Source organism: Hymenobacter taeanensis (assembly GCF_013137895.1).
Classification (GTDB): Bacteria; Bacteroidota; Bacteroidia; order Cytophagales; family Hymenobacteraceae; genus Hymenobacter; species Hymenobacter taeanensis.
The window spans coordinates 4,613,127-4,636,118 of record NZ_CP053538.1 but is presented as its reverse complement, the minus strand read 5'-3'; the positions used below and the strand labels follow the sequence as shown (position 1 = coordinate 4,636,118).

Annotated in this window: 13 protein-coding genes; all 13 read left to right on the top strand. The window is 57.9% G+C overall.

Annotation, left to right across the window (positions count from 1 at the left end; translation table 11 throughout):
• Positions 1-12: 12 nt before the first annotated feature.
• Complete coding sequence (locus tag HMJ29_RS19355) at positions 13-819, top strand: SDR family NAD(P)-dependent oxidoreductase (RefSeq protein WP_171593035.1); 807 nt, start codon at positions 13-15, stop codon at positions 817-819.
• A gap of 73 nt (positions 820-892) precedes the next feature.
• Positions 893-4,018 carry a SusC/RagA family TonB-linked outer membrane protein gene (locus HMJ29_RS19350; protein WP_171593034.1) on the top strand — a complete coding sequence of 1,042 codons (3,126 nt, stop codon included), beginning with the start codon at positions 893-895 and terminating at the stop codon, positions 4,016-4,018.
• A 44-nt stretch (positions 4,019-4,062) separates the two neighbouring features.
• Entirely contained in the window at positions 4,063-5,826 is a 1,764-nt protein-coding gene (locus HMJ29_RS19345) for a RagB/SusD family nutrient uptake outer membrane protein (RefSeq protein ID WP_171593033.1), read from the top strand.
• A gap of 234 nt (positions 5,827-6,060) precedes the next feature.
• Positions 6,061-7,731 (top strand): glycoside hydrolase family 43 protein, encoded by a 1,671-nt coding sequence (locus HMJ29_RS19340; protein ID WP_171593418.1) that lies wholly within the window; start codon positions 6,061-6,063, stop codon positions 7,729-7,731.
• Positions 7,732-7,768: 37 nt separating this feature from the next.
• On the top strand, positions 7,769-9,697 hold the full coding sequence (locus HMJ29_RS19335) for a glycoside hydrolase family 97 protein (RefSeq protein ID WP_171593032.1): 1,929 nt from the start codon (positions 7,769-7,771) through the stop codon (positions 9,695-9,697).
• 83 nt (positions 9,698-9,780) lie between these two features.
• On the top strand, positions 9,781-11,082 hold the full coding sequence (locus tag HMJ29_RS19330) for a family 8 glycosyl hydrolase (RefSeq protein WP_171593031.1): 1,302 nt from the start codon (positions 9,781-9,783) through the stop codon (positions 11,080-11,082).
• Between the two features lie 74 nt (positions 11,083-11,156).
• The gene (locus HMJ29_RS19325; protein ID WP_244679380.1) at positions 11,157-12,710 is read left to right on the top strand and encodes a glycoside hydrolase family 43 protein; all 1,554 of its coding nucleotides are present in this window, start codon (positions 11,157-11,159) and stop codon (positions 12,708-12,710) included.
• An 84-nt stretch (positions 12,711-12,794) separates the two neighbouring features.
• On the top strand, positions 12,795-14,141 hold the full coding sequence (locus HMJ29_RS19320) for a family 43 glycosylhydrolase (RefSeq protein WP_171593029.1): 1,347 nt from the start codon (positions 12,795-12,797) through the stop codon (positions 14,139-14,141).
• A gap of 74 nt (positions 14,142-14,215) precedes the next feature.
• Positions 14,216-16,144 (top strand): alpha/beta hydrolase-fold protein, encoded by a 1,929-nt coding sequence (locus HMJ29_RS19315; protein ID WP_171593028.1) that lies wholly within the window; start codon positions 14,216-14,218, stop codon positions 16,142-16,144.
• Between the two features lie 65 nt (positions 16,145-16,209).
• On the top strand, positions 16,210-17,166 hold the full coding sequence (locus HMJ29_RS19310; RefSeq protein WP_171593027.1) for a glycoside hydrolase family 43 protein: 957 nt from the start codon (positions 16,210-16,212) through the stop codon (positions 17,164-17,166).
• A gap of 53 nt (positions 17,167-17,219) precedes the next feature.
• A complete protein-coding gene (locus HMJ29_RS19305) occupies positions 17,220-19,298 on the top strand; it encodes an alpha-glucuronidase (RefSeq protein WP_171593026.1) in 2,079 nt (692 codons plus the stop codon).
• 181 nt (positions 19,299-19,479) lie between these two features.
• Positions 19,480-21,468, top strand: a complete 1,989-nt coding sequence (locus tag HMJ29_RS19300) for a sialate O-acetylesterase (RefSeq protein ID WP_244679017.1) — start codon at positions 19,480-19,482, stop codon at positions 21,466-21,468.
• A 239-nt stretch (positions 21,469-21,707) separates the two neighbouring features.
• Positions 21,708-22,838: an endo-1,4-beta-xylanase gene (locus HMJ29_RS19295; RefSeq protein WP_171593025.1), complete on the top strand. Its 1,131-nt coding sequence runs from the start codon at positions 21,708-21,710 to the stop codon at positions 22,836-22,838.
• Positions 22,839-22,992: the final 154 nt, after the last annotated feature.

The following is a 22,992-nucleotide window of genomic DNA, read 5'->3' as shown; positions in this document are numbered from 1 at the left end:
ATCTTTTCTCGAATGGAAAACTTCACTCCCGTTCTCTCTCAACTTGCACACCCAAGCAGCCAGCCGAATCCGTTTTCCCTGGAAGGCCACCTTGCCCTGATTACGGGTGGTGGCACAGGCATTGGGCTGGAAATTGCCCGCTGCATGATTGCCGCCGGGGCCACTGTGGTTATCACGGGCCGGCGCGAGGGCGTACTGCAGGAAGCCGTGGCTGACCTGGGCGCGCAGGCGCATTACCTCACCAACGATGTTTGTGACCTGGCCTCACTAGATGGCTTGGTTGACCACATTGAGGCTACCTATGGTGAGCTGGATATCGTGGTAAACAATGCCGGGGTAAACATGAAAAAGCCCGCTCTGGAAGTAACCGATGAAGAGTTTAACCGCATCATTCACACCAACCTAAACTCGGTGTTTGCCCTTACCCGGGCCTGTGCCAAGCGCATGGTAGCCCGCAAGCGCGGCGTAATTCTGATGATTTCATCTATGGCTGCCTACTACGGAATTGATCGGGTGGTGGCCTACGCCGCTTCCAAGTCGGCGGTAGAGGGCATGGTGAAGGTGCTGGCCTCGGAGTTTTCCAAAGACAACGTGCGCGTGAATGCCATTGCTCCCGGCTTCATTGAAACCGAAATGAGCCGTACCGCCATGAACTCCGACCCCGACCGTCGCGACCGGGCCATGCGCCGCACACCCATGGGCAAGTTCGGCCAGCCCCAGGACATTGGTCACGCGGCCGTTTTCCTTGCTTCTGATGCCGCCCGCTATATCACTGGCGCTTCGCTGCCCGTGGATGGTGGTAACTCCATCGGCTTCTAGTCTCGCGTTTTCTGCTCCTGCATCTGCAGGACTTTCAGCTGTTTCATCCCACAATTAATAATTCCCACACTCCATGCATTTTCCTTTACGCAAGACGGCGTTGGGCCTGAGCTGGCCGCTATTAGCTGCCACGGGGCTCTCATTAGCTGGCGGTCTGCTGGCTCCCACAGCGGTTCAGGCGCAGGCCACCGCACAATCAGTTTCCGGCCGCGTAGTTGGCACGGACGGTGCCGGCCTGCCCGGTGTAAACGTGGTAGTGAAAGGTACCACCACGGGTACTGTAACCGATGGCGACGGCCGCTACACGGTGGCAGCCCCATCTGGCTCAACGCTGGTGTTCTCCTTCGTGGGCTTTACTTCCAAGGAAGTAGCTGTTGGCAACCAGTCGACGGTGAATGTAACCTTGGGCGAGGATGCCAAGGCCCTGAGCGAAGTGGTGGTAGTAGGCTATGGCGTACAGAAGAAAAGCCAGGTAACGGGGGCTATTTCCTCCGTAGATGAGCAAGCCCTCCGCGACGTGCCGGTGGCTAACATTGGGCAGGCGCTGCAAGGCCGCGCCGCCGGTGTAAACATTTCCAGCTCCAGCAACGCCCCCGGGCAGGCGCCGGTTATCCGCATCCGTGGTAACCGTTCGTTTGCCGGCAGCAACGACCCGCTGCTAGTAGTTGACGGCATACCGTTTGATGGTAGCCTCAACGACCTCAACCCCGACGATATTACCTCCGTGGAAGTATTGAAAGATGCTTCTTCTACGGCTATTTATGGCGCGCGCGGCGCAAACGGCGTTATCCTGATTACCACTAAGCGCGGCAAATCAGGTGCTCCGAGAGCAACGTATAGCGCCTATTACGGCGTGAAAAAGCCCTATGGTTTCTATGACCTGCAGAACGGGCAGCAGTACTATAACTATCGGGCGGAAGCGTTCCGCGCCGCGGGCCAGAACCCCAACAGCGCGGCCGGCTTCCTGACGGATGATGAAAAAGCCAACTACGCTGCCGGCAGAAGCTTCGACTACCAAGACTTACTTTTCCAGAACGGCCGGATTCAGAACCATGCCTTGGGCGTGAGTGGCGGTACCGACCAAACGCAGTACTCGGCTTCGCTAGGCTACTACGATGAGACCGGCATTGTACCAGTACAAGGCATTAAGCGCTACTCCCTGCGCGGCACCCTGGATCAGCAAATCGGTAAGAGGGTTAAAGTTGGTTTGAACACGCTCAACTCCTTTACTCAGCAGGATGACCCGGGTCTCAATATCTCGTACAACATTCTGACGAGCAGCCCTCTGGCTTCGCCCTTCGATGCTACCGGCAACCCCATCCTCTTCCCGAATGCCGATAACGCCCAGGCCAACCCGCTTAACTACTACACCCAGGATGCGCACTTTGAGCAGCGCCGTCGTCTGCGTACATTCAACAGTCTCTACGGTCAGGTAAACATCCTGAAAGGCCTCGACTATCGGTTAAACCTTGGTCTGGATGGCCGGACGGAAAACAACGAGTCATTCTTCGCGTCAAACACCCCGGCGCGTGCTGGGGGGCAGAACGCCGCTACGCGAAACAACAGTATTGCCTTCAACCTGCTGGTTGAAAACCTACTGACGTACAACCGCACCTTTGCTGAGAAGCATGATGTAAACTTCACCGGCCTCTACAGCTGGCAGCAGTTCCGGACTGATGGTTTTGAGGCTGGCGCTCAAAACTTGCCCACCAACTACCAGCAAGCATTTAACCTGGGTGCAGGTACGCCTTCGTTTGCTCGGAGCAACAAGAGCCAATGGGATATTCTCTCCTATATGGGCCGCCTGAACTACGCCTACGATAACCGCTACTCCGCCACGTTAACCTTGCGCGTAGACGGCTCGTCGCGCCTGGCTCCCGGCAACAAATACAAGCCTTTCCCATCGGCTGCAGTGGCCTGGAACGTGGCCAATGAATCTTTCCTGAGCGGACAGGCCTGGCTGAACATCCTGAAGCTACGCGCCAGCTACGGCCGTACGGGTAGCACCGCAGTAAACCCCTACCAGACCCTGGGCTCCCTGCAGTCTAGCCTGGGTAATGGCTACTATAACTTCGGTGGCACGGGCGTAGCTGGTGTTATTCCATCCTCTATTCCTAACCCCAATCTGGGCTGGGAGTACACGGCAACTACCAACTTCGGTCTTGACTTCGGCTTCTTCAACAACCGCGTAGCCGGTTCGATTGAACTCTACCAGCAGCGCACCAGCGACCTGTTGCTGCCTGATGCCCTACCGACAACCAGTGGTTATGGCTCCTTTACCCGTAACATCGGCGAAACCCAGAACCGCGGTCTGGAAATCAGCCTGACTACGGTGAACGTGCGCTCTGCCAGCGGCTTTGAGTGGAGCACTGACTGGAACTTTACCATCAACCGGGAGAAAGTACTCAACCTAGGCCTTGGTAAAGACGAAAACGGTAATGAGCGCAGCGACATCAGCAACCAGCGCTTTATTGGCCAACCCTTGTACGTTTTCTATGACTACAAGTACGCTGGCATTTACCAGCAGGATGAAGCTGCCGCCGCCGCTAAAGCCGGCACTCGGGTCGGGCAAGTTAAAATTGAAGATCTTAACGGAAACGGAGTAGTAGATGGTGCCGACCGGCAGATCATTGGTAGCCGCCAGCCGAAGTTTGAGGCCGGCATGACCCAACGCTTCCGCTTCAAAGGATTTGACCTGACGGCAGTAGGCCTCACCCGCGTGGGTGCCACCGTTGTAGATCCGCTGCTGTTCCCTTCCAACTACATCACTACGTTCAGCGGCCGCCGCAATCAGCTTAACCTGCCGTACTGGACGCCAGAAACGCCTAACAACCGCTTCCCGCAGCCCAACCAGAACTACTTCAACGACTTCGTGCTCAACTCGCAGTCGCTGGCGTATCTGAGCGGTACGTTCATCAAAGTGCGCAGCATTGACCTGGGGTACTCATTGCCGGCCAGTCTTATTCAGCGGGCTAAGATGAGCACGGCCCGGGTGTATATTCAGGTGCAAAACCCACTGATCTGGTCGCCGGTGGAGTACTACAAGAAGAACAAAGCCATCGATCCGGATGCGCTGTCTTACTCGACCCGGTTTAGTGGCAGTACTGCTAACAACGGTGGTATTTCTTTTGATAACCTGCCCGGCACGCAGTACCCCGTTACCCGCTCCTTCATTGTGGGTGTGAATGTAGGTTTCTAATTTTCTTCGAATTTTCTCCGACGCTGCGTGCGTTCTCCACTTATATGAAAAAGATACTGCTTACAGGTTCGGCGCTGGCTCTGCTTTTAGCCGCCAGCAGCTGCAGCAAAGATACTCTGGACGAAACCCCTCGTTCTGTTTTGGTGCCTAGCTTCCTCGGAACACCCGAGGGGGTGCAGGCGGGTCTGGCAGGGGTATACTCCAGCCTACGTAATGCCACCGCTGACCAGGGTGGCTCCATCTTCATCTCGCAGGGTACCGACGAGTTTATGCGTGGCTTTGCTTCAACGGAAGGGTTTGAAGACTATAACACCGGCGCGCTAAATGGTACCAACGGCAACATCACGAATACCTGGAGCACGTACTACCGCGCCATTAACACGGCCAATGGCGTAATTCAATACGCCGGCTCAGTGCAAGGAGTGGCTCCGGCTACCCTTGCACAGGTGGTGGCTGAGGCCAAGGTGCTGCGGGCCTGGTTTTATTTCCGCCTGGTGCGGTCGTTTGGCGATGTGCCCCTGACCTTGTCTTTCGTGGATACTCCCACCAAGGACTTCTCGCGGGCTCCTATTGCCGATGTATACAGTGCCATTGTGAAAGACCTGACCGATGCGCTGGGTACTATTTCGAACACGGCTGCTCAGCCAGGCCGCGTAACGCGGGCTACGGCTTTGCACATGCTAGGCCAGGTACACCTTACCCGGGCTACCTCTACTGCTAAGCAGGCTGACGATTACGCCAAGGCTGCTCAGTATTCGGAAGAGCTGATCCGGGATGCCAGCAAATATGGCAAAGGCCTGGAGGCTGACCCTGCCGACGTGTTCAGAGAAGGCAATGAAAACGGTAAGGAAGTTCTGATGAACGTACAGTTCAACACGGACCCTACCTTCACTGGTATATCTGATAACGGCGCTGGTGGTGCCGGCCAGAACCAAACGAACTATCTGTTCCGGGGCCGCTACGACCTGCTGCCCAACGTGGCTCGTAGCATCGTGTACGGTCGTCCTTTCGGGCGTCTGACCTCAACCCCGTACCTGCTGAACTCTTATATCCTGCCCAGCGAAACCACTGATCGGCAGTGGCGCACCACCGATACCCGCTACAGCAAGTGGTTCTCTACTTTGTGGTTAGTGAACTCACCAGGCGTAAATGGTGGTACTGGCTTCAACCCGAAAGCAGTAGTAGGAGATACGGCCGCCTGGTACGCCGGCCGTGAGATTTCGGCCGCCGAGCGGGCGCGCATTGCAGCCCGTCCTAACGGCCCGTACGTAGTAGGCACCCCCAGCACCTACACTACCAACTTCTCGCCGTACATCAACAAGTTTGATGATGCCACGCGCCCGGCTGCCAACACCAGCTCAGACCGTCCGCTCATTCTGATGCGTCTGTCGGAAACCTACCTGATTGCTGCAGAGGCTAACATGTACCTGGGCAACCTGACCAAGGCCCGCGACTTTATCAACGTGGTGCGTCGTCGGGCTGCTGCTCCGGGCAAAACGGCTCAAATGGAAATCACGGAAAGCCAGCTCAACATTGACTTCATCTTGGATGAGCGCAGCCGTGAGTTGGCCGGTGAACAGCTTCGCTGGTATGATCTGGTGCGCACGGGCAAGCTAATTGAGCGCGTAAAGAAATACGTGCCGGCCTTGGTTAACTCTAAGCCTTCGCCCATCCCCAACGTGACGGATAACTACGGCTCTAACGCTGCCATTAACATTCAGCCTTACCATGTGTTGCGTCCTATTCCGCGTCAGGAAATCGACCGTACGAGTGGTAAAATCACGCAAAACCCTGGCTATCCTCAATAGTCTGCGTAGTAGCTAGTCTGCTAAGAGTAATGCATTGCCGGCAGTGTACCCGAACCCGAATCCGTTCGGCTAAGGTGTGCTGCCGGCAATATATTTTCGCCGCGAAGGCTATGGGGGCTACGAATTGATTTATCTCACATAGGGTAGTATTCAGCCTCCGCAACGCTACTGGAGTGGCCTAGGCAACCAACTGACTACCGTTAATTCTCACCAGAGTATATGAGACGCACAAACATGAAAGCATTGCTGGGTATCACTACTGCTGTACTCATACAAAGCTCAAGTCTATTTGCACAATCGATTGAGTTGGTTAACCCTATTCTGACGGGTTTTTACCCAGATCCGAGTATTACTAAGGTGGGCGCGGATTATTACCTGGTGAACTCCACTTTCTCTTACTTTCCCGGTATACCGGTCATGCACAGCCGAGACCTTAAGAACTGGAAGCAGGTAGGGAACGTAATTGACCGGCCCTCGCAAATGACCTTTTTGGGCGACCGGATGACCCGTGGGTTGTTCGCGCCAGCCATTGAGTACCACAATGGCACGTACTACGTCACCTGCACGCTCATCGACCACAAGGGCAACTTTGTAGTGACGGCCAAAAACCCAGCCGGGCCGTGGAGCAATCCAACTTTCCTGCCCGAGGTGAAGGGCATTGACCCCTCCCTGTACTTTGAGGGCGATAAGGCCTACGTTATCTACAACAGCGACCCACCCGACAACAAGCCGCTGTATAGCGGTCACCGCTCCATCAAGATTATTGAGCTGAACCCCAAAACGTTGCAGACCGTGGGCGAGGCAAAGATTATAGTGAACGGTGGGGTAGACCTGAGCAAGAAGCCCGTCTGGATTGAAGGCCCACACCTGATGAAGCGAGGCGACTGGTACTACCTGTACGCGGCGGAAGGTGGCACATCGGTCAACCACACGGAGGTGGTATTCCGCGGCAAGGCGCCCCTGGGGCCCTTTGTGCCCTACGAGAAAAACCCTATCCTCTCGCAGCGCGAGCTGCCCAAAGACCGCAAGGATCCCATTACCTCGGCCGGGCACGCCCAGTTTGTAGAGGGCCCCGATGGCAAGACCTACGCTATTTTCCTGGCTGTGCGACCCTACGAGGAAAACTTCTATAACACGGGCCGCGAGACCTTCATTGTGCCCGTGGTGTGGAAAGATGAGTGGCCCGTCATGGACCCAGGACCAAACGGCGTGCAGTATTCCTACAGAGCCAACTTCCCCGAGGTAAAGCAGAAAGGCGCCCTGCCACAAAACGGCAATTTCGCCTATACGCTCACTTTCGAGAAGCAGCTCGACCCGGCGCTCTTGTTCCTACGCACGGTGGATAGCACCAATTTCTCCCTGAGTAAGGCAAAAGGCCTCACTCTGAAACTGAAGCCCGAAACGTGCGCCGAAACCGGCAACCCGGCCTTCATCGGCAAGCGCCAGCAGCACATGTACGGCAGCGCCGAAACCGAGCTGACGTTTGCGGCCAAGGCGGCCAACGAAACGGCGGGACTGGTGGTGTTCCAAGATGAGAAGCACTTCTACTACCTCTGTAAGTCGGTGGAGAATGGCAAGCCCGTTGTGCAACTGCTTAAGAGCACGGCCGATGCGAAGAACACCGAGCTGCTGGCAAAAGCGCTGCTGAAAGCGGCGGCCGGCAAGGTGCAGCTGCGCATTAATGCCGACGGCGACACCTATAGCTTCCGCTTTTCGGAGGATGGCAAAAAGTACACGGTGCTGAAAGACAAGGTAGATGCGCGCTTCCTGAGCACGCAGGTAGCGGGCGGCTTCATTGGCTGCCTCTACGGCATGTACGGCACCTCGGCCGGGCAGCCCACTACCAATACGGCCTCCTTCAAGTGGCTGAAGTACGAGGGCCACGACCCCATGTACAAGAAATAATACGCGGCCCGCTAGCTACGCTTCCACCTTTCCCGATATGCGCTTATTCCCACTCCTTTGCCTGCTCGTGCTACCCCTTGCCGCTGCCCAAGCCGCCAAGCCCATCCAGATTAGTAGCCCCGACGGGGCCGTACAGGTGACGGTAGACGTAACGGCCCAAGGCCAGCCTACCTACACCGTGCGCTACCGCCAGGCCGAGCTGCTACGGCCCTCGCACCTAGGCCTCCGCCTCGCCAGCGCCGACCTCACACAGGGCCTCCAGCTAACGAAAGCCTATAAGCAAACGGTTGTAACTGACGACTATCAGCTGGCCACCGACAAGCGGGCCAATTGCCGCTACCGGGCCAACCGGCGCGTGCTGCACTTTGCCGGGGCGGCCGGGGCGCCGCAGCTCAGCGTAGTGTTTCAGGTATCGAATGATGGGGTAGCGTTTCAGTATCTGTTGGAAGGGCCGAGCAAGGAGGTACAGCGCATCACGGCTGAAGCCACTTCTTTTCATTTGCCAACTAGCGCCAAGGGCTGGCTGCACCCGCACGCCAAGGCTCAAACCGGGTTTGCCAACACGCAGCCCTCGTATGAGGAAAATTACCAGCGCGGTATCGCGGCTGGCACGCCGTCAACTATCGGGCAGGGGTGGTCGTTTCCGGCGTTGTTTCAAACCAACGGGCACTGGGTGCTACTGACTGAGGCCGGCATGGGCCGAACCTACGCCGGTACCCACTTGGCCCACGAGTCGCCCGATGCGGAGTATGCTGTGGCATTTCCGCAGGCCCCCGAAAAAACGACGCCTGATGCGGCCCTGCTGCCCGAAAGCCGCCTGCCATGGAGTACGCCCTGGCGCGTGGTAGTGATAGGCAATTCGCTGGCGCCCATTGTAGAATCGACGCTGACGACGGATTTGAGCGCGCCCGCTAAAACGCCAGTGCTCACCGAGGCGCCCGGCAAATCGTCGTGGTCGTGGGTGCTAATGGGGGATCAGAACACCACCTACGACGTGCAGCGCCGCTTCATCGACTATGCCGCCAACATGGGTTGGCGCTACTGCCTGGTCGATGCGCTCTGGGACAAGCAAATAGGCTACGATAAAACGCAGGAGCTAGCCCAGTATGCGCGCTCCAAAAACGTGGGCCTGCTGGTGTGGTACAATTCGAACGGCCACTGGAACCAGGCCCCGCAAACGCCCACCAACGTGCTATTTGAGTCCGAAAGTCGCCGCAAGGAGTTTGCGCGCATCAAGCAAATGGGTGTGGCAGGAATTAAAGTGGACTTCTTCGGGGGCGATGGACAGTCGTTTATGAACTACTACCAGGACTTGCTCGTCGATGCCGCGCAAGCGGGTCTGCTGGTCAACTTTCACGGCACCACCATCCCGCGGGGCTGGAACCGGACTTACCCCAACCTGATGACGATGGAGGCCGTGAAGGGCTTCGAGTTCCTGACCTTCGACCAGCGCAACACCGACCAGGAGGCTACCCACTGCGCTACGCTACCCTTCACCCGCAACGCCGTGGGGCCGATGGACTTCACGCCCATGGCCTTCTCCGAGATTCGGGGCAAGGAGCGGCGCACGTCTAATGCCTTTGAGCTGGCATTGTCGGTGCTGTTTCAGTCGGGCATTCAGCACTACGCCGAGGTGCCCGAGGGCATGGCCGCGCAGCCCGCTTACGTGCAAGACTTCGTGAAGAAACTACCCCCGCGCTGGGCCGATGTGAAGCTGCTCGACGGCTTCCCTGGCGAGTACGCGGTACTGGCCCGCCAGGCCCCCGGCGGCGAGTGGTACGTGGCCGGCATCAACGCCACCGACGCGCCCAAAACCATCCAGGTTGACCTCGGCAAGCTAGGCCTCAAAAACGGCACGCTCATCACCGACGGCGACACCAACCGCAGCTTCAGCACGCGGGCCGTGGCGGGCAATACTGTCAGCGTGACGCTGCCGGCACGGGGCGGCTTCGTGGTGCAGCCCTAGGGCCTCTCAGCAATTCTTCCTACCCCCATACCGAGCGGAAAACCTGTGCAAAATGCCGCTCCACCGCCCTTTGTCTTCACTCTATGAATGCACGTTTCTCTTTCCTTCACCGCAGTTGGGTTGGCTTGCTGCTGCTAGGCTTGCAATGTGCTGGCCTAGGTAGTGCGTCTGCCCAGCGCACCTCCAAGCCCAAACTGGCACCCAACGCGCAAAAAGGAGCTTTTTACACGGGTAAGTACCCTAGTTTGCTACGGCAGGCAGGCTACAGCCAGGCCGCCATCGACCAGAAAGTAGCCCAGACCTACCACGATGTGTTTGAAGGGCCCAACAAGGTGTACTTCGAGGTGGGCGACTCGATGGCCTACGTGTCGGATGTGAAAAACCACGATGCCCGCACCGAAGGCATGTCGTACGGGATGATGGTGGCGGTGCAGATGAACAAAAAGGAGGTGTTTGACCGTCTCTGGCGCTGGTCAAAAAAGAACTTGCAGCACCAGAGTGGCCCGCTGGAAGGCTACTTCGCCTGGAGTTTCAGCACTACCACCATGAAGCTCAATTCGGAAGGACCCGCTTCGGATGGCGAGCTGTACTTCATCACCAGCCTGCTGTTTGCCGCCAACCGGTGGGGAAATGCCACCGGCATCAACTACTACCAGGAAGCTCGTCGCATTTTAGATGCCTCGTGGAAAAAAGACGGTACGGGCGGCGTGCGCAACCTCTTCAATACTGAGCACAAGCAAATCACCTTTGTGCCGGTAGGGGATATGTATAACTGGACGGACCCCTCGTACCACGTGCCGGCCTTTCTGGAAGTGTGGGCCACCTACGCCAAGGACGGGCACGAGCCGTTTTACCGGGCCTGCGCCGATACGGCGCGGGCGTTTCTGCACCGCGCCTGCGCCGCGCCCACCGGCCTCAACTACGACTACACCGAGTTTAGCGGCCAGCCCCACGCCACCAAGTGGGCGCCGCCCGCCTTCCGCTACGATTCGTGGCGGGTGCCCATGAACATTGCCATGGACTACGTGTGGTTTGGCAAGGACAAGGCCTGGCAGCAGCAGTATGCGCGGCGCTTCCAAGGGTTTTTGCGCAGCAAAGGGGTGAATACCTTCGAAGACCAGTTCAACGTGGACGGCTCACGGCCTGAGTTTATTCTGCAAGCCGGCGACGTCAAGAAGCTGCGGCACTCCCTGGGCCTGGTTGCCACCAGCGCCTCGGCCTCACTCATGCATCAAGACCGGGACCTGGCTTTCGTGCACGCCCTCTGGAACGCCAAGCTGACCCCCTACGAGGACGGCTACTTTGACCCCTACTACGACGGCCTGCTATATCTCTTCAGCTTGCTGCACTTAAGCGGCAAATACCAGGCTATCAAGCCTGCTTAAGTTCGATTCTCTACTCACCTCAGCGTTTGTGGCCTATGCCTTATTCTTTGAAACGGAGTGTTTTAGCTATTGGCGTGTTCTTCGCGGCGGCGGTAGTGGCGCCGCTGACAGCGCAGGTGAAGCAGGCGCAAAACCCCATCATCTTCGCCGACGTGCCGGACCTGTCCATGATTCGGGTAGGAGACACCTATTACATGAGCAGCACCACCATGCACATGACGCCGGGGGTGCCCATCATGAAATCGAAGGACCTGGTGAACTGGCACCTCGTGAGCTACGCCTCCGACACGCTGGGTACCCAAGATGAGCTGACGCTGCGCAACGGCAAGAGCACCTACGGCCGCGGGTCGTGGGCCAGTAGCCTGCGGTTTCACAACGGTACCTACTACGTTTCGACCTTCGCCCAGACCACGGGCAAGACCTACATTTATTCGACCAAGAACATCGAGAAGGGCCCCTGGAAAGCCGTGTCGTTCAAGCCGAGCTACCACGACCACTCCCTGTTTTTTGATGACGATGGCCGTGTGTACCTAGTGTTTGGGGCCGGTAAGCTGCAACTAATTGAGTTGAAGGCCGACGCCTCTGGCGTGAAGCCTGGCGCCACGGAGCAGGTGCTGATTGAAAATGCCAGCACCCCAGCCGGCCCCAACCTAGGTCTACCCGCCGAAGGGTCGCAGCTGTTCAAAATCAAAGGCAAGTACTACCTCTTCAACATCACCTGGCCCAAAGGCGGCATGCGCACCGTGGTGGTGCATCGGGCCGACAAGCTCACTGGCCCCTACGAAGGCCGGGTGGCGCTGCAAGACCTAGGCGTGGCCCAGGGCGGCCTCATCGATACGCCCGATGGCCGGTGGTTTTCCTACCTGTTCCGCGACTACGGCGCCGTGGGCCGCATCCCGTACCTAGTGCCCGTGACCTGGGCCGATGGCTGGCCGGTGCTGGGTAGCCCGGCTGGCAAGGTGCCCCAGACGCTGGCCCTACCCGCCAGTAAAGGCCTGATTCCGGGCATCGTAGCCTCGGATGAGTTTAGCCGGCGCAAGGGCGAGCCCGCCCTACCCTTGGTGTGGCAGTGGAACCACAACCCTGAAAACTCCCTCTGGTCGCTCACCGACCGTGCGGGCTACCTGCGTCTCAAAACCGGCCGCACGGACACTACCTTCCTGCTGGCCCGTAACACGCTCACCCAGCGCACCATCGGCCCGACTTGCGCCGGCACCACCGCCCTGGATGTGTCGCATCTGAAAGACGGCGACTTCGCGGGCCTGGCCCTCCTGCAAAAGCGCTACGGCCTAGTAGGAGTGGAGTCGCGCAACGGCCAGAAGTCCATCGTTATGGTTAGCGCCGAGACGGAGAAACCCGTGGAATTGCAACGCCTGCCGCTGACGCAGAATACGGTGTACTTCAAGGCGGAATGCGACTTTACGGAGCGCAAAGACGTGGCGACGTTTTTCTACAGCCTCGATGGCAAAACGTGGAAAGCCATTGGCGGCCCGCTCAAGATGGCCTACACGCTGCCTCACTTCATGGGCTACCGGTTTGGGCTGTTCAACTACGCCACGAAGCAGGCGGGCGGCTATGCCGATTTCGACTACTTCCGCATTACGGAGACACTTACCGGAGCTAAGTAGCTTTTACCCAACGGTCATGCTTCGGCTGCGCTCAGCATGACGACCTCTTTTGACTTCAAATCCTACTCGAATTCCTACCCACATATGCTGAAACACAAACTATACTGTATCCTGACTGTCCTAGCCTGCCTCGTGGGCGGTGCGGCCCAGGCGCAGAACCCGATTATTACCAACCAATTCACGGCTGACCCCACGGCGCGCCTGTTTAACGGACGGGTGTACGTGTACCCCTCGCACGATATTCCGGCCGCGCCCGGTCGGGGGCGGGCCGGCTGGTTTGTGATGGAAGACTACCACGTGTTTTCCTCCGCTAACCTCACCGACTGGACCGACCACGGCGTCATCGTCACGCAAAACAAAGTGCCCTGGGTGAAGCCCGACAGCTACAGCATGTGGGCGCCCGACTGCATTGCGCGCAACGGCAAGTACTACTTCTACTTCCCGACTACCCCCAAGGACACGACCATCAACAAGGGCTTTACGGTAGGAGTAGCCGTAGCCGATAAGCCCACCGGCCCCTTCATGCCGGAGCCCCAGCCCATTAAGGGGGTGCGCGGCATCGACCCCAACGTATTTATCGACCAGGATGGACAGGCCTACCTGTATTGGTCGCAGGGCAACATCTATGGGGCCAAGCTCAAAGAAAACATGCTGGAGCTGGCCTCCGAGCCCGTGACGCTGGGCGAGCTACCGACCAAAGGCCTGAAGGAAGGACCCTACCTATTCAAGCGCAACGGCACCTACTACCTCACCTACCCGCACGTGGCCAACAAGACCGAGCGGCTTGAATACGCTACCAGCACCAGCCCCCTGGGTCCGTTCACGGTGAAGGGCGTGCTAATGGACGAGTCGCCGACGGGGTGCTGGACCAACCACCACTCCCTGCTAGAGGTTAAGAACCAGTGGTATTTGTTCTACCACCACAACGACCTGTCGCCTACCTTCGACAAGAATCGCTCGGTGCGCATCGACAGCCTGTTTTTTGAGCCCGATGGTACCATTCGCAAAGTAGTGCCCACCCTGCGCGGCGTAGGCCTGACTGATGCCCGCCAGAAAATTCAGCTGGACCGCTACAGTCGCCTGAGCAGCCGTGGCGCTTCCATTGCCTTTCTGGACACGTCCAACACCTTCCAGGGCTGGAAAACGGTGTTTGCCAACAACCAGGGCTGGGTGCAATACAACGACGTGGCCTTCGGCAAGCAGGCCCTTAAAACAGTAACGCTGCGTGTGCAGGCTGCCGCGGGCGCCACAGTGCAACTGCGCACTGATGGGGCTACCGGCCCGCTACTAGCCCAGGTAACCGTGCCGAAGAGCAGCCAGTGGCAGGAGATAAAAGCACCTGTATCAGCCTTCAAGCCCGGCACGCATGCGTTGGTTGTGTCCTCCAAAACCAACACGCCTGTAGCTATTGACTGGGTCAAGTTTGACTAGAGACAAGAAGACTCTCGATTGCACTCTGTCTGATTTACATCCACTATCTGGCCTGCTAGGCCTCTTCCTGAGGTATGAGAAACATAGTCCCCGCCATCCTGAGTGTTGTGGTGCTGAGTGTAAGCAGCGCTTTTGCTCAGAAAATGGTCATGGAAGCTCCCAAGGGCTTCGACCAGCCCACGGCCGGCATTGCTGCGGGTAAAATTGACAGCATCAGCTACTCCTCAAAAACCGTGGGCACGGTGCGTAAGGCGCTGGTGTATACACCGCCGGGTTATTCCAAGCGGAAGAAGTATCCGGTGCTCTACCTGCTGCACGGCATTGGCGGCGACGAAAAGGAGTGGTTGAAGGGAGGGCGTCCGCAGGTGATTCTGGATAACCTATACGCGGCGGGTAAGCTCAAGCCCATGCTGGTGGTGATGCCCAACGGCCGGGCTATGAAAGACGACCGGCCCGTTGGCAATATCTACGGGCCGGATAAGGTAGCCGCATTTGCTAACTTCGAGAAAGACCTGCTGACTGACCTCATTCCCTACATTGAGAAGACGTATCCGGCGCTCAAAAACCGCGAGAACCGGGCCGTGGCTGGCCTGTCGATGGGAGGGGGGCAGTCGTTGAATTTTGGGCTGGGTAACCTGGATACGTTTGCCTGGGTGGGCGGCTTTTCGTCGGCCCCCAACACGAAACAGCCCGAACAGCTGGTGCCCGACCCCGAAAAGGCAAAAAAGCAGCTCAAGCTCCTCTGGATTTCGTGCGGCGACCAGGACGGCCTGCTGCCCATCAGCCAGCGCACCCACGACTACCTCTACGAGCACCGGGTGCCACACGTGTACTACCTCGAAGCTGGCGGGCACGATTTTAAGGTCTGGAAAAACGGACTGTACATGTTCTCGCAGCAGCTGTTTAAGCCCGTTGATGTTGCCGCGCTGCCCACCTACACCGTGCTGGGCACACCAGCCGCCACCAACGTGCGCAACGCCAAATACCCCCAGATTCTGCCCGATAACCGCGCCGTTTTTCGCCTGAAGGCCCCTGGTGTGCAAAAGGCCCAGCTGGACCTAGGCCGCAAGTACGACATGGTGAAGGACAGCAGCGGCACTTGGACCGTAACCACCGATACGCTGAGCCGCGGCCTGCACTACTATTCCCTGGTGCTCGACGGCCTGCCCGTAGCCGACCCCGCCAGCGACACGTTCTATGGCATGGGCCGCATGGCCAGCGGCATTGAGATTCCGGGCCGCGGCACCAGCTTTTACGCCCTGCGCGACGTGCCCCACGGCGAGGTGCGGGAGCGGCGGTACTTCTCTAAAGTCACCAACTCATGGCGGCGGTTTTTCGTGTACACGCCCGCCGGCTACGATGCCAGCACTACCACTACATACCCGGTGCTCTACCTGCTGCATGGCGGCGGCGAAGACGAGACCGGCTGGGCCAGGCAGGGCAAAACCGATGTAATTCTGGACAACCTGATTGCCGACAAAAAAGCCAAGCCCATGCTCGTGGTGATGCTCGACGGTAACATGGGTGGCCCCGGTGGCCTAGCGGGCTTCAACGAGGGTACGCTAAAGCGCTTTGAGGACGAGCTAAAGCAAACCGTGCTGCCCGTGGTGGAAAGCAATTACCGGGTGGCGGCTGGGGCTAATAACCGGGCGCTGGCAGGCCTCTCTCTGGGTGGCCTGCAAACGCTCTACGCGGGCATGAAGAACACGGACATGTTTGCTCACTTAGGCGTGTTCAGCTCAGGCTTCTTGGCCAACAACGCGGCCTTATCTGACCCCCAGTATGCCTACATGAAGGCCAACGCGGGCACCATTAACACCAACCTCAAGCAGCTGTGGCTCTCAATGGGCGGGCCTGAAGACATTGCCTACGCCAACAACAAGGTGATGCGCGCCAAGATGGATGAGCTAGGCATCAAGTATGTGTACAGCGAGTACCCCGGCGGCCATACCTGGCCCGTGTGGCGCCACGACCTGTACCTGTTTGCCCAAGGCCTGTTTTAGGTAGCCCGCCAACCGCACGGCCCTATCAGAGCCTCTATAGCCTTCCCAACCAGTATCCGACCCCAATGAAAAAGAACTGGCTCATTGCCCTGCTGACCCTGCTGGCCTACCTGCCTTCGCAGGCGCAAAACCCCATTATCAAAGATGTATTCACCGCCGACCCCGCGCCCTTGGTGTACCGCGATACGCTGTTTCTTTACACCGGCCATGATACGGCCTCAGTAAGCGAAACAAACTACAAAATGCCCGACTGGCGCATCTATTCCACCACCGACATGGTGCACTGGAAAGACTATGGCACGCGCCTCTCGCCCCGCACGTTTGCCTGGGCCACCGGCGACGCCTACGCGGCTCAGTGCGTGTACCACAACGGCAAGTTCTACTGGTTTGTATCCACGTTTCATAAGAAGGACGGCAACAGCCAGGGCGGCGCGGCAATTGGCGTGGCCGTGTCAGATAGGCCTACCGGGCCGTTCAGGGATGCTATTGGCAAGGCGCTCATCGTGAATGAGATGACCAAGGACAAGCCGCACGCCTGGGACGACATCGACCCCACGGTTTTCGTGGACGACGACAAGCAGGTCTACATGTACTGGGGTAACTTAAGCTGCCGCTGGGTGAAGCTCAAGGACAACCTGACCGAGCTGGCTGGCCCCATCAACTTCATTACGCCCAGAAACTACATCGAAGGCCCTTGGGTGTATAAGCGCAAGAACTTGTATTACCTCGTGTACGCCAGCGCCGGCACCAAGCCCGAAATGATAGAGTACTGCACGGCCCCCAGCGCCACCGGCCCCTGGACGTACCGAGGCATTATTCAGGAGAATGTGCCCAACAGCTTTACTACCCACCCCGGCATCATCGACTACAAGGGTAAGAGCTATTTTTTCTACCACAACGGCTCCCTGCCCACCGGCGGCAGCTACCGTCGCTCCATCTGCGTGGACTACCTGAAGTACAACGCCGATGGCACCATCCAGAAAATAGTGCAGACCACCGAGGGCGTGGCGCCGGTGAAATAGTGGCCTAGGCTGGCCTTCTGCACCTCAACTCCCGATTTACCCAATTCCCATCCATGAGAAAGCTACTTTTTATTCTGCTCCTCCTGAGCACCTCAGCCGGGTTGCGCGCCGAAGACGGGCACCAACTGTGGCTGCGTAAGCAACAGGCCGTGCCCGTTAAGGTAGTGTCCTCCGCGACAAACTCTCCCGTAGTGGCCATGGCCAAGCAGGAATTGCAGCAAGGCTGGCGAGGAAAAGCCGGCGCGTCGGTGTCGCTGACTCTCAAGAAGGATAAAGCCATTAAGTACGATGGGTTTCGACTTATCCCAAACGGGGTGCAGGCGACTACGGAGGCAGGCCTGTTGTACGGCGTGTTTGAGATGCTGCGGCGCCAGCAAACGGGCCAGGCAGTGTCAGAGGGTCTTTTGAATCCATCATATGAGCACCGCCTCCTCAACCATTGGGACAACCCCGACGGGTCGGTGGAGCGCGGGTACGCCGGGCAATCCATCTTCTGGCGCAAGGACAACGCCCTGGTGACTACCGCCGAGGATAAAACCCGCTGGCAGCAGTACGCTCGCGCTAATGCCTCAGTGGGCATCAATGGCGCCGTGATCAATAACGTAAATGCCTCACAGCTGATTTTGACGCCTGAGTACCTGGTCCGGGTGAAAGCCATTGCCGATGCATTCCGCCCGTACGGGGTGAAGGTGTATCTGGCGGTGAAGTTTACCTCGCCGGCGTTGCTGGGTGGCCTAAAGACCTCGGACCCGCTGGACCCAGCTGTGGCGGCCTGGTGGCAAAGCAAGACCAAGGAAATCTACAAGCTGGTTCCGGATTTTGGCGGCTTCCTGGTGAAAGCCAGTAGCGAAGGCCAGCCCGGCCCCCAGGATTACGGCCGCACCCACGCCGACGGCGCCAACATGCTGGCCGATGCGGTAAAGCCCTACGGCGGGATGGTGATGTGGCGCGCCTTTGTGTACAGCCCCAACGACAAGGACCGGGCGAAACAGGCCTACAACGAGTTTGTGCCCCTGGACGGTAAATTCCGCGACAACGTTATCATTCAGGTGAAAAACGGGCCGGTTGATTTCCAGCCCCGCGAGCCGTTCAGTCCGCTGTTCGGGGCGCTGAAGAAGACGTCCGTGATGCCGGAGTTTCAGATAACGCAGGAGTACCTGGGGCACGCCATTGATTTGGTGTTCCTCTCGACGATGTGGGAGGAGTGCCTGCAAAGCGACACCTACCAAGCCGGGACGGGCAGCACCGTGGCCCGCTGCACCGATGGCAGCGTGTACCCGCAAAAACATACGGCCATGGCCGGGGTATCAAACGTCGGCCTGGACACCAACTGGACCGGCCACGATTTTGCCCAAGCCAACTGGTATGCCTTCGGCCGACTGGCCTGGAACAACTCCCTGAAGAGTGCGCAGATAGCCGACGAGTGGCTGAAGCTTACGTTTTACGGTGCCACAGCTCCGCAAAGTGCCGCCCCGAAGTACGCCGCTGATTGGAACACCAATTTTCTGGCTCCGGTAAAGCAGATGATGCTGGATAGCCGCGAAACTGCCGTCAACTACTCCATGCCGCTGGGCTTGCACCATATTATGTCGGCCACCCGCGGGCACTATGGCCCCGGCCCGTGGTGGGCGCCGCCCAAAATGCGCGCCGACTGGACACCGCCTTATTACCACCAAGCTGACTCTACGGGGGTAGGCTTCAACCGAACCAGAACCGGTAGTAATGCGGTTAGCCAGTACCACGAGCCCTTAGCTTCTCAGCTCAACGACCCCCAAACCTGCCCCGATGAGTACCTGCTGTGGTTTCATCACTTGCCCTGGGACTTCAGGATGAAAAGCGGCCACACCCTGTGGGAAGAGCTAGGCTACCACTACGACAAGGGCGTGCAGCAGGTACGCCAGTTTCAAAAAGTGTGGGACAAAGCTCAGCCTTACGTAGACGCCGAGCGGTTTGCCGTGGTGCAATACAAGCTGCGGAGCCAAAGCGGCAACGCTGTGCAGTGGAAAGATGCCTGCCTGCTGTACTTCCAGCAGTTCAGCCATATGCCACTTCCCGCTGCCATAGAGCCGCCAGCGAGTAATCTGGATGCCATTATTGCTAATGACATGCGGCCAAGGAGGCAAGAGAATTAGTGGCCTGGCGGTATGAGTTGGCTGACACAGATTAGCCGCCATACCCCTTCAAGCCCGCTCCATTAACCAGGGGCAGGCACTGCCAGCCGCTAGCTAGGCCTGGTTACTTATTGCGCCGCCTGGCCCTAACCGTGGGCTACGTGGTAAATCAAACCTTATATGTATTAATCAACCCCCTCATATGATGCATTCACTTTTTTCTGGCTCTTTGGTTCCCAAGTCACTTACCCTGGGTCGGAAAGGCCTAGTGCTTGCGGTACTCGGCGGCTATTTGCTGACACCTACCGAAACAATTGCGCAAGTGCGACTGCCGAAGCTGGTCAGCAACGGTATGGTGCTGCAGCGCGACACGAAGGTAAATATTTGGGGCTGGGCCAAACCCAGCGAGAAAGTAGCCCTGAAGTTCAACGGAAAAACCTACCAGGCTACGACTGGCCCCGCTGGTAAGTGGCAGATCAGTCTGCCCGCCCTGAAAGCCGGTGGGCCGTACCAGATGGATATTACGGCCAGCAACAACATCACCCTGAAGGATGTGTATGTGGGTGACGTGTGGCTCTGCTCGGGGCAGTCGAACATGGAAACGCCCATGAGCCGGGTGCGCGACAAGTACCCGCAGGAAGTAGCGCAAGCCAATAACCCGCGCATCCGGCAGTTTACTGTGCCGCTAACCTACGCCTTCAAAGGACCACAGACTGACCTGACGGGTGGTTCCTGGGTGGGCGCTGATCCGCAAAGCATTCTGCAGTTTTCGGCAGTGGCCTACTTCTTCGCCAAGGAGATAAGCGCGAAATACCAGGTGCCGGTGGGTATTATTAAGGATGCAGTGGGCGGCTCGCCGGCCGAGGCCTGGCTGAGTGCCGAGGCGCTCAAGCAGTTCCCCACCTATGAGCAGCAGGGTGCCAAGTACCGGGACAGTGCCCTGGTAGCCGGTATCAAGCAGCGGGAGGGCGCCGCCGTAGCCGACTGGTATAAGCGCCTGCACCAGACCGACCAGGGCGAAGCCCCAGGCCAGACAAAGTGGTCGGCGGTGGGTTACGATGCCAGCAGCTGGGCCACTATGAACGTGCCGGGCTACTGGGCCGATCAAACCCCGCTGGGCCAGGTTAATGGCGTAATGTGGTTTCGGAAAGAGGTAGAGGTGCCCGCCAGTATGGTAGGCAAACCGGCCCGCTTGGAGCTAGGCACGCTCGTTGACGCCGATTCTACCTACATTAATGGCCTACTGGTTGGCACTACAGGCTACCAGTACCCGCCACGTAAATACGACTTTGGGCCCAATGTGCTGAAGGCCGGCAAAAATGTAATAGTAGTGCGCCTGATCAGCAACGGAGGCCGCGGCGGCTTCACAATGGGCAAAAATTACCAGCTCACGGGCGGCGGGCAAACCATTGACCTGCGCGGCCTGTGGCAGTACAAGCTGGGCGCCACCATGCAGCCCACGCCGGGCACTACCACCTTCCAGTACCAACCCGGAGGACTGTATAATGGCATGATTGCGCCCGTGCTGCCCTACGCCGTGAAAGGCGTACTCTGGTATCAGGGCGAGTCGAATGCTGGCCACCCCGAGGACTACCAGGCCCTGCTTACTAGCCTCATCACTGATTGGCGGGCACACAAGCAGCAGCCCAACATGCCCTTCATTTACGCGCAGCTGCCCAACTTTATGGCCGTGAAGAAGGAGCCCAGCGAGAGTGGGTGGGCTGCCCTGCGTGATGCGCAGCGCCGCACGCTAGCCGTGCCCAACACCGGTATGGCCGTGCTCATGGATGTGGGCGAGTGGAACGACATTCACCCCCTTGATAAGCAGACCGTAGGCCACCGCCTCGCGCTGGCAGCGCAATCAGTGGCCTACGGGGAGAAGAAGATTGTAAGCATGGGGCCCCTGTACCAGTCGATGCAGGTGAACGGCAACAAAGTCACGATTTCTTTCACCAACACCGGGAGTGGGCTGGTAGCCAAGGGCGGCGACAACTTGCAGTACTTCGCCATTGCTGGTGCCGATAACAAGTACGTGTGGGCTAACGCCAAAATTGAAGGCAACAAGGTGGTAGTGTGGAGCGACCAGGTGCCGCAGCCGGTATCAGTGCGCTACGCTTGGGCCGACAACCCCGAGGGCACGAAGCTCTATAACAAGGAAGGATTACCCGCCTCCACCTTCCAAACCAAGTAAGCCAGCACGACCTTATCCTCTCTGTGTGGCCTATTGCCAGGTATGCAGACGAAAGCCCCGGCAATAAATCTGAGGCTTCAATCAGCCTGTTCAGCCCGAAGTGGGCTTAATACTTCAGGTTGAACAGGCTGTTTCAGGCCACCTGATGCATAACAGTAATAGCGGACGCCATCAGCCCCTAATAGGCTTTGGTCGTGCCGGAGCACCTATTCTACCCCAGGCTTTGAAATTCCTTATCCATGAAAGCAAGAAACATTTTACTTACTACTGCCTTAGCGGGTGTGGCCCTGGGGTTTGTGCAAAAGGCGCAGCCCACGTTAAAAGACGCGTTCAAAAAGGATTTCTATGTGGGCGCGGCGCTCAACTACCGGCAACTCAACGGCCAGGATGCCAAGGCTACCGCTCTCATTAAGCAGCAGTTCAACACCATCAGCCCCGAAAACCTGCTCAAGTGGGGGCCAGTGCACCCGCAACTCAATACCTATAACTTTAAGCCTGCCGATGACTACGTAGCCTTCGGGCAGCAGAACAACATGTTTATCATTGGGCATACGCTCATGTGGCATCAACAAACGCCGAAATGGGTATTTGAGGATGAGGCCGGCAAGCCCGTAAGCCGGGAGGTGCTACTGAAGCGTCTGGAAGAGCACATCAACACTGTAGTAGGCCGTTACAAGGGAAAGATTGGCGGTTGGGATGTGCTGAATGAAGCCATTGATGACCAGCAGGGAGACCTGCGCAAAACCAAGTGGCTGGAAATCCTCGGTGAAGATTTCGCCGCCAAGGCCTTCGAATATGCTCACAAGGCCGACCCCAAAGCGGAACTCTACTATAACGACTACAGCCTCTTTCGGCCGGAAAAGCGAGAGGGAGTGATTAAACTGGTAAAAAGCCTGCAGGCGAAAGGCGTCAAGGTTACGGCTATCGGGATGCAGGGGCACTATGGCCTGAAACAGCCCAGTATTGAGCAGATTGAGGCCAGCATTGTGGCCTTCTCGAAACTGGGGGTGCACGTTAACTTTACTGAGCTGGACGTTGATGTGCTGCCGAAGCCTAGCCGCCGTCAGGGTGGGGCCGATATTTCCGAAAACTACGCCGCCGCTACCCAATATAATCCTTACCAGGCTGGCCTGCCCGACTCAGTGCAGCAGCAGCTGACCAACCGGTACGCCGACCTGTTTGCCCTGTTTCATAAACACCGCGACGTTATTGACCGCATCACGCTATGGGGCGTGACAGATGCGGATTCCTGGCTCAACGACTGGCCCATCAGAGGGCGCACCAGCTACCCGCTGCTGTTTGGCCGCAACTATGAGGCTAAGCCGGCTTTTCAGAGCGTTGTACAGGCAGCCGCCCAGAAGAGCAAGTAGTAAAGCACTACTGCCTGGTTAAGGGGGTAGCCCTGAGGAAGCCTCAGTCCGGTCTCACCTAAGATTGTTAGGCCACTAAGCCTTGGTATCTAGGGCACCAATGTGTCTATTTAACGGTAGATCTGCTCATGTACTGGCCTAGCGGAATAGAGTA

Bases quoted from the DNA above. Each gene is read 5' to 3' on its own strand.
- HMJ29_RS19355 (WP_171593035.1), top strand. From the start codon at position 13: ATGGAAAACTTCACTCCCGTTCTCTCTCAACTTGCACACCCAAGCAGC.
- HMJ29_RS19350 (WP_171593034.1), top strand. From the start codon at position 893: ATGCATTTTCCTTTACGCAAGACGGCGTTGGGCCTGAGCTGGCCGCTA.
- HMJ29_RS19345 (WP_171593033.1), top strand. From the start codon at position 4,063: ATGAAAAAGATACTGCTTACAGGTTCGGCGCTGGCTCTGCTTTTAGCC.
- HMJ29_RS19340 (WP_171593418.1), top strand. From the start codon at position 6,061: ATGAAAGCATTGCTGGGTATCACTACTGCTGTACTCATACAAAGCTCA.
- HMJ29_RS19335 (WP_171593032.1), top strand. From the start codon at position 7,769: ATGCGCTTATTCCCACTCCTTTGCCTGCTCGTGCTACCCCTTGCCGCT.
- HMJ29_RS19330 (WP_171593031.1), top strand. From the start codon at position 9,781: ATGAATGCACGTTTCTCTTTCCTTCACCGCAGTTGGGTTGGCTTGCTG.
- HMJ29_RS19320 (WP_171593029.1), top strand. From the start codon at position 12,795: ATGCTGAAACACAAACTATACTGTATCCTGACTGTCCTAGCCTGCCTC.
- HMJ29_RS19315 (WP_171593028.1), top strand. From the start codon at position 14,216: ATGAGAAACATAGTCCCCGCCATCCTGAGTGTTGTGGTGCTGAGTGTA.
- HMJ29_RS19310 (WP_171593027.1), top strand. From the start codon at position 16,210: ATGAAAAAGAACTGGCTCATTGCCCTGCTGACCCTGCTGGCCTACCTG.
- HMJ29_RS19305 (WP_171593026.1), top strand. From the start codon at position 17,220: ATGAGAAAGCTACTTTTTATTCTGCTCCTCCTGAGCACCTCAGCCGGG.
- HMJ29_RS19300 (WP_244679017.1), top strand. From the start codon at position 19,480: ATGATGCATTCACTTTTTTCTGGCTCTTTGGTTCCCAAGTCACTTACC.
- HMJ29_RS19295 (WP_171593025.1), top strand. From the start codon at position 21,708: ATGAAAGCAAGAAACATTTTACTTACTACTGCCTTAGCGGGTGTGGCC.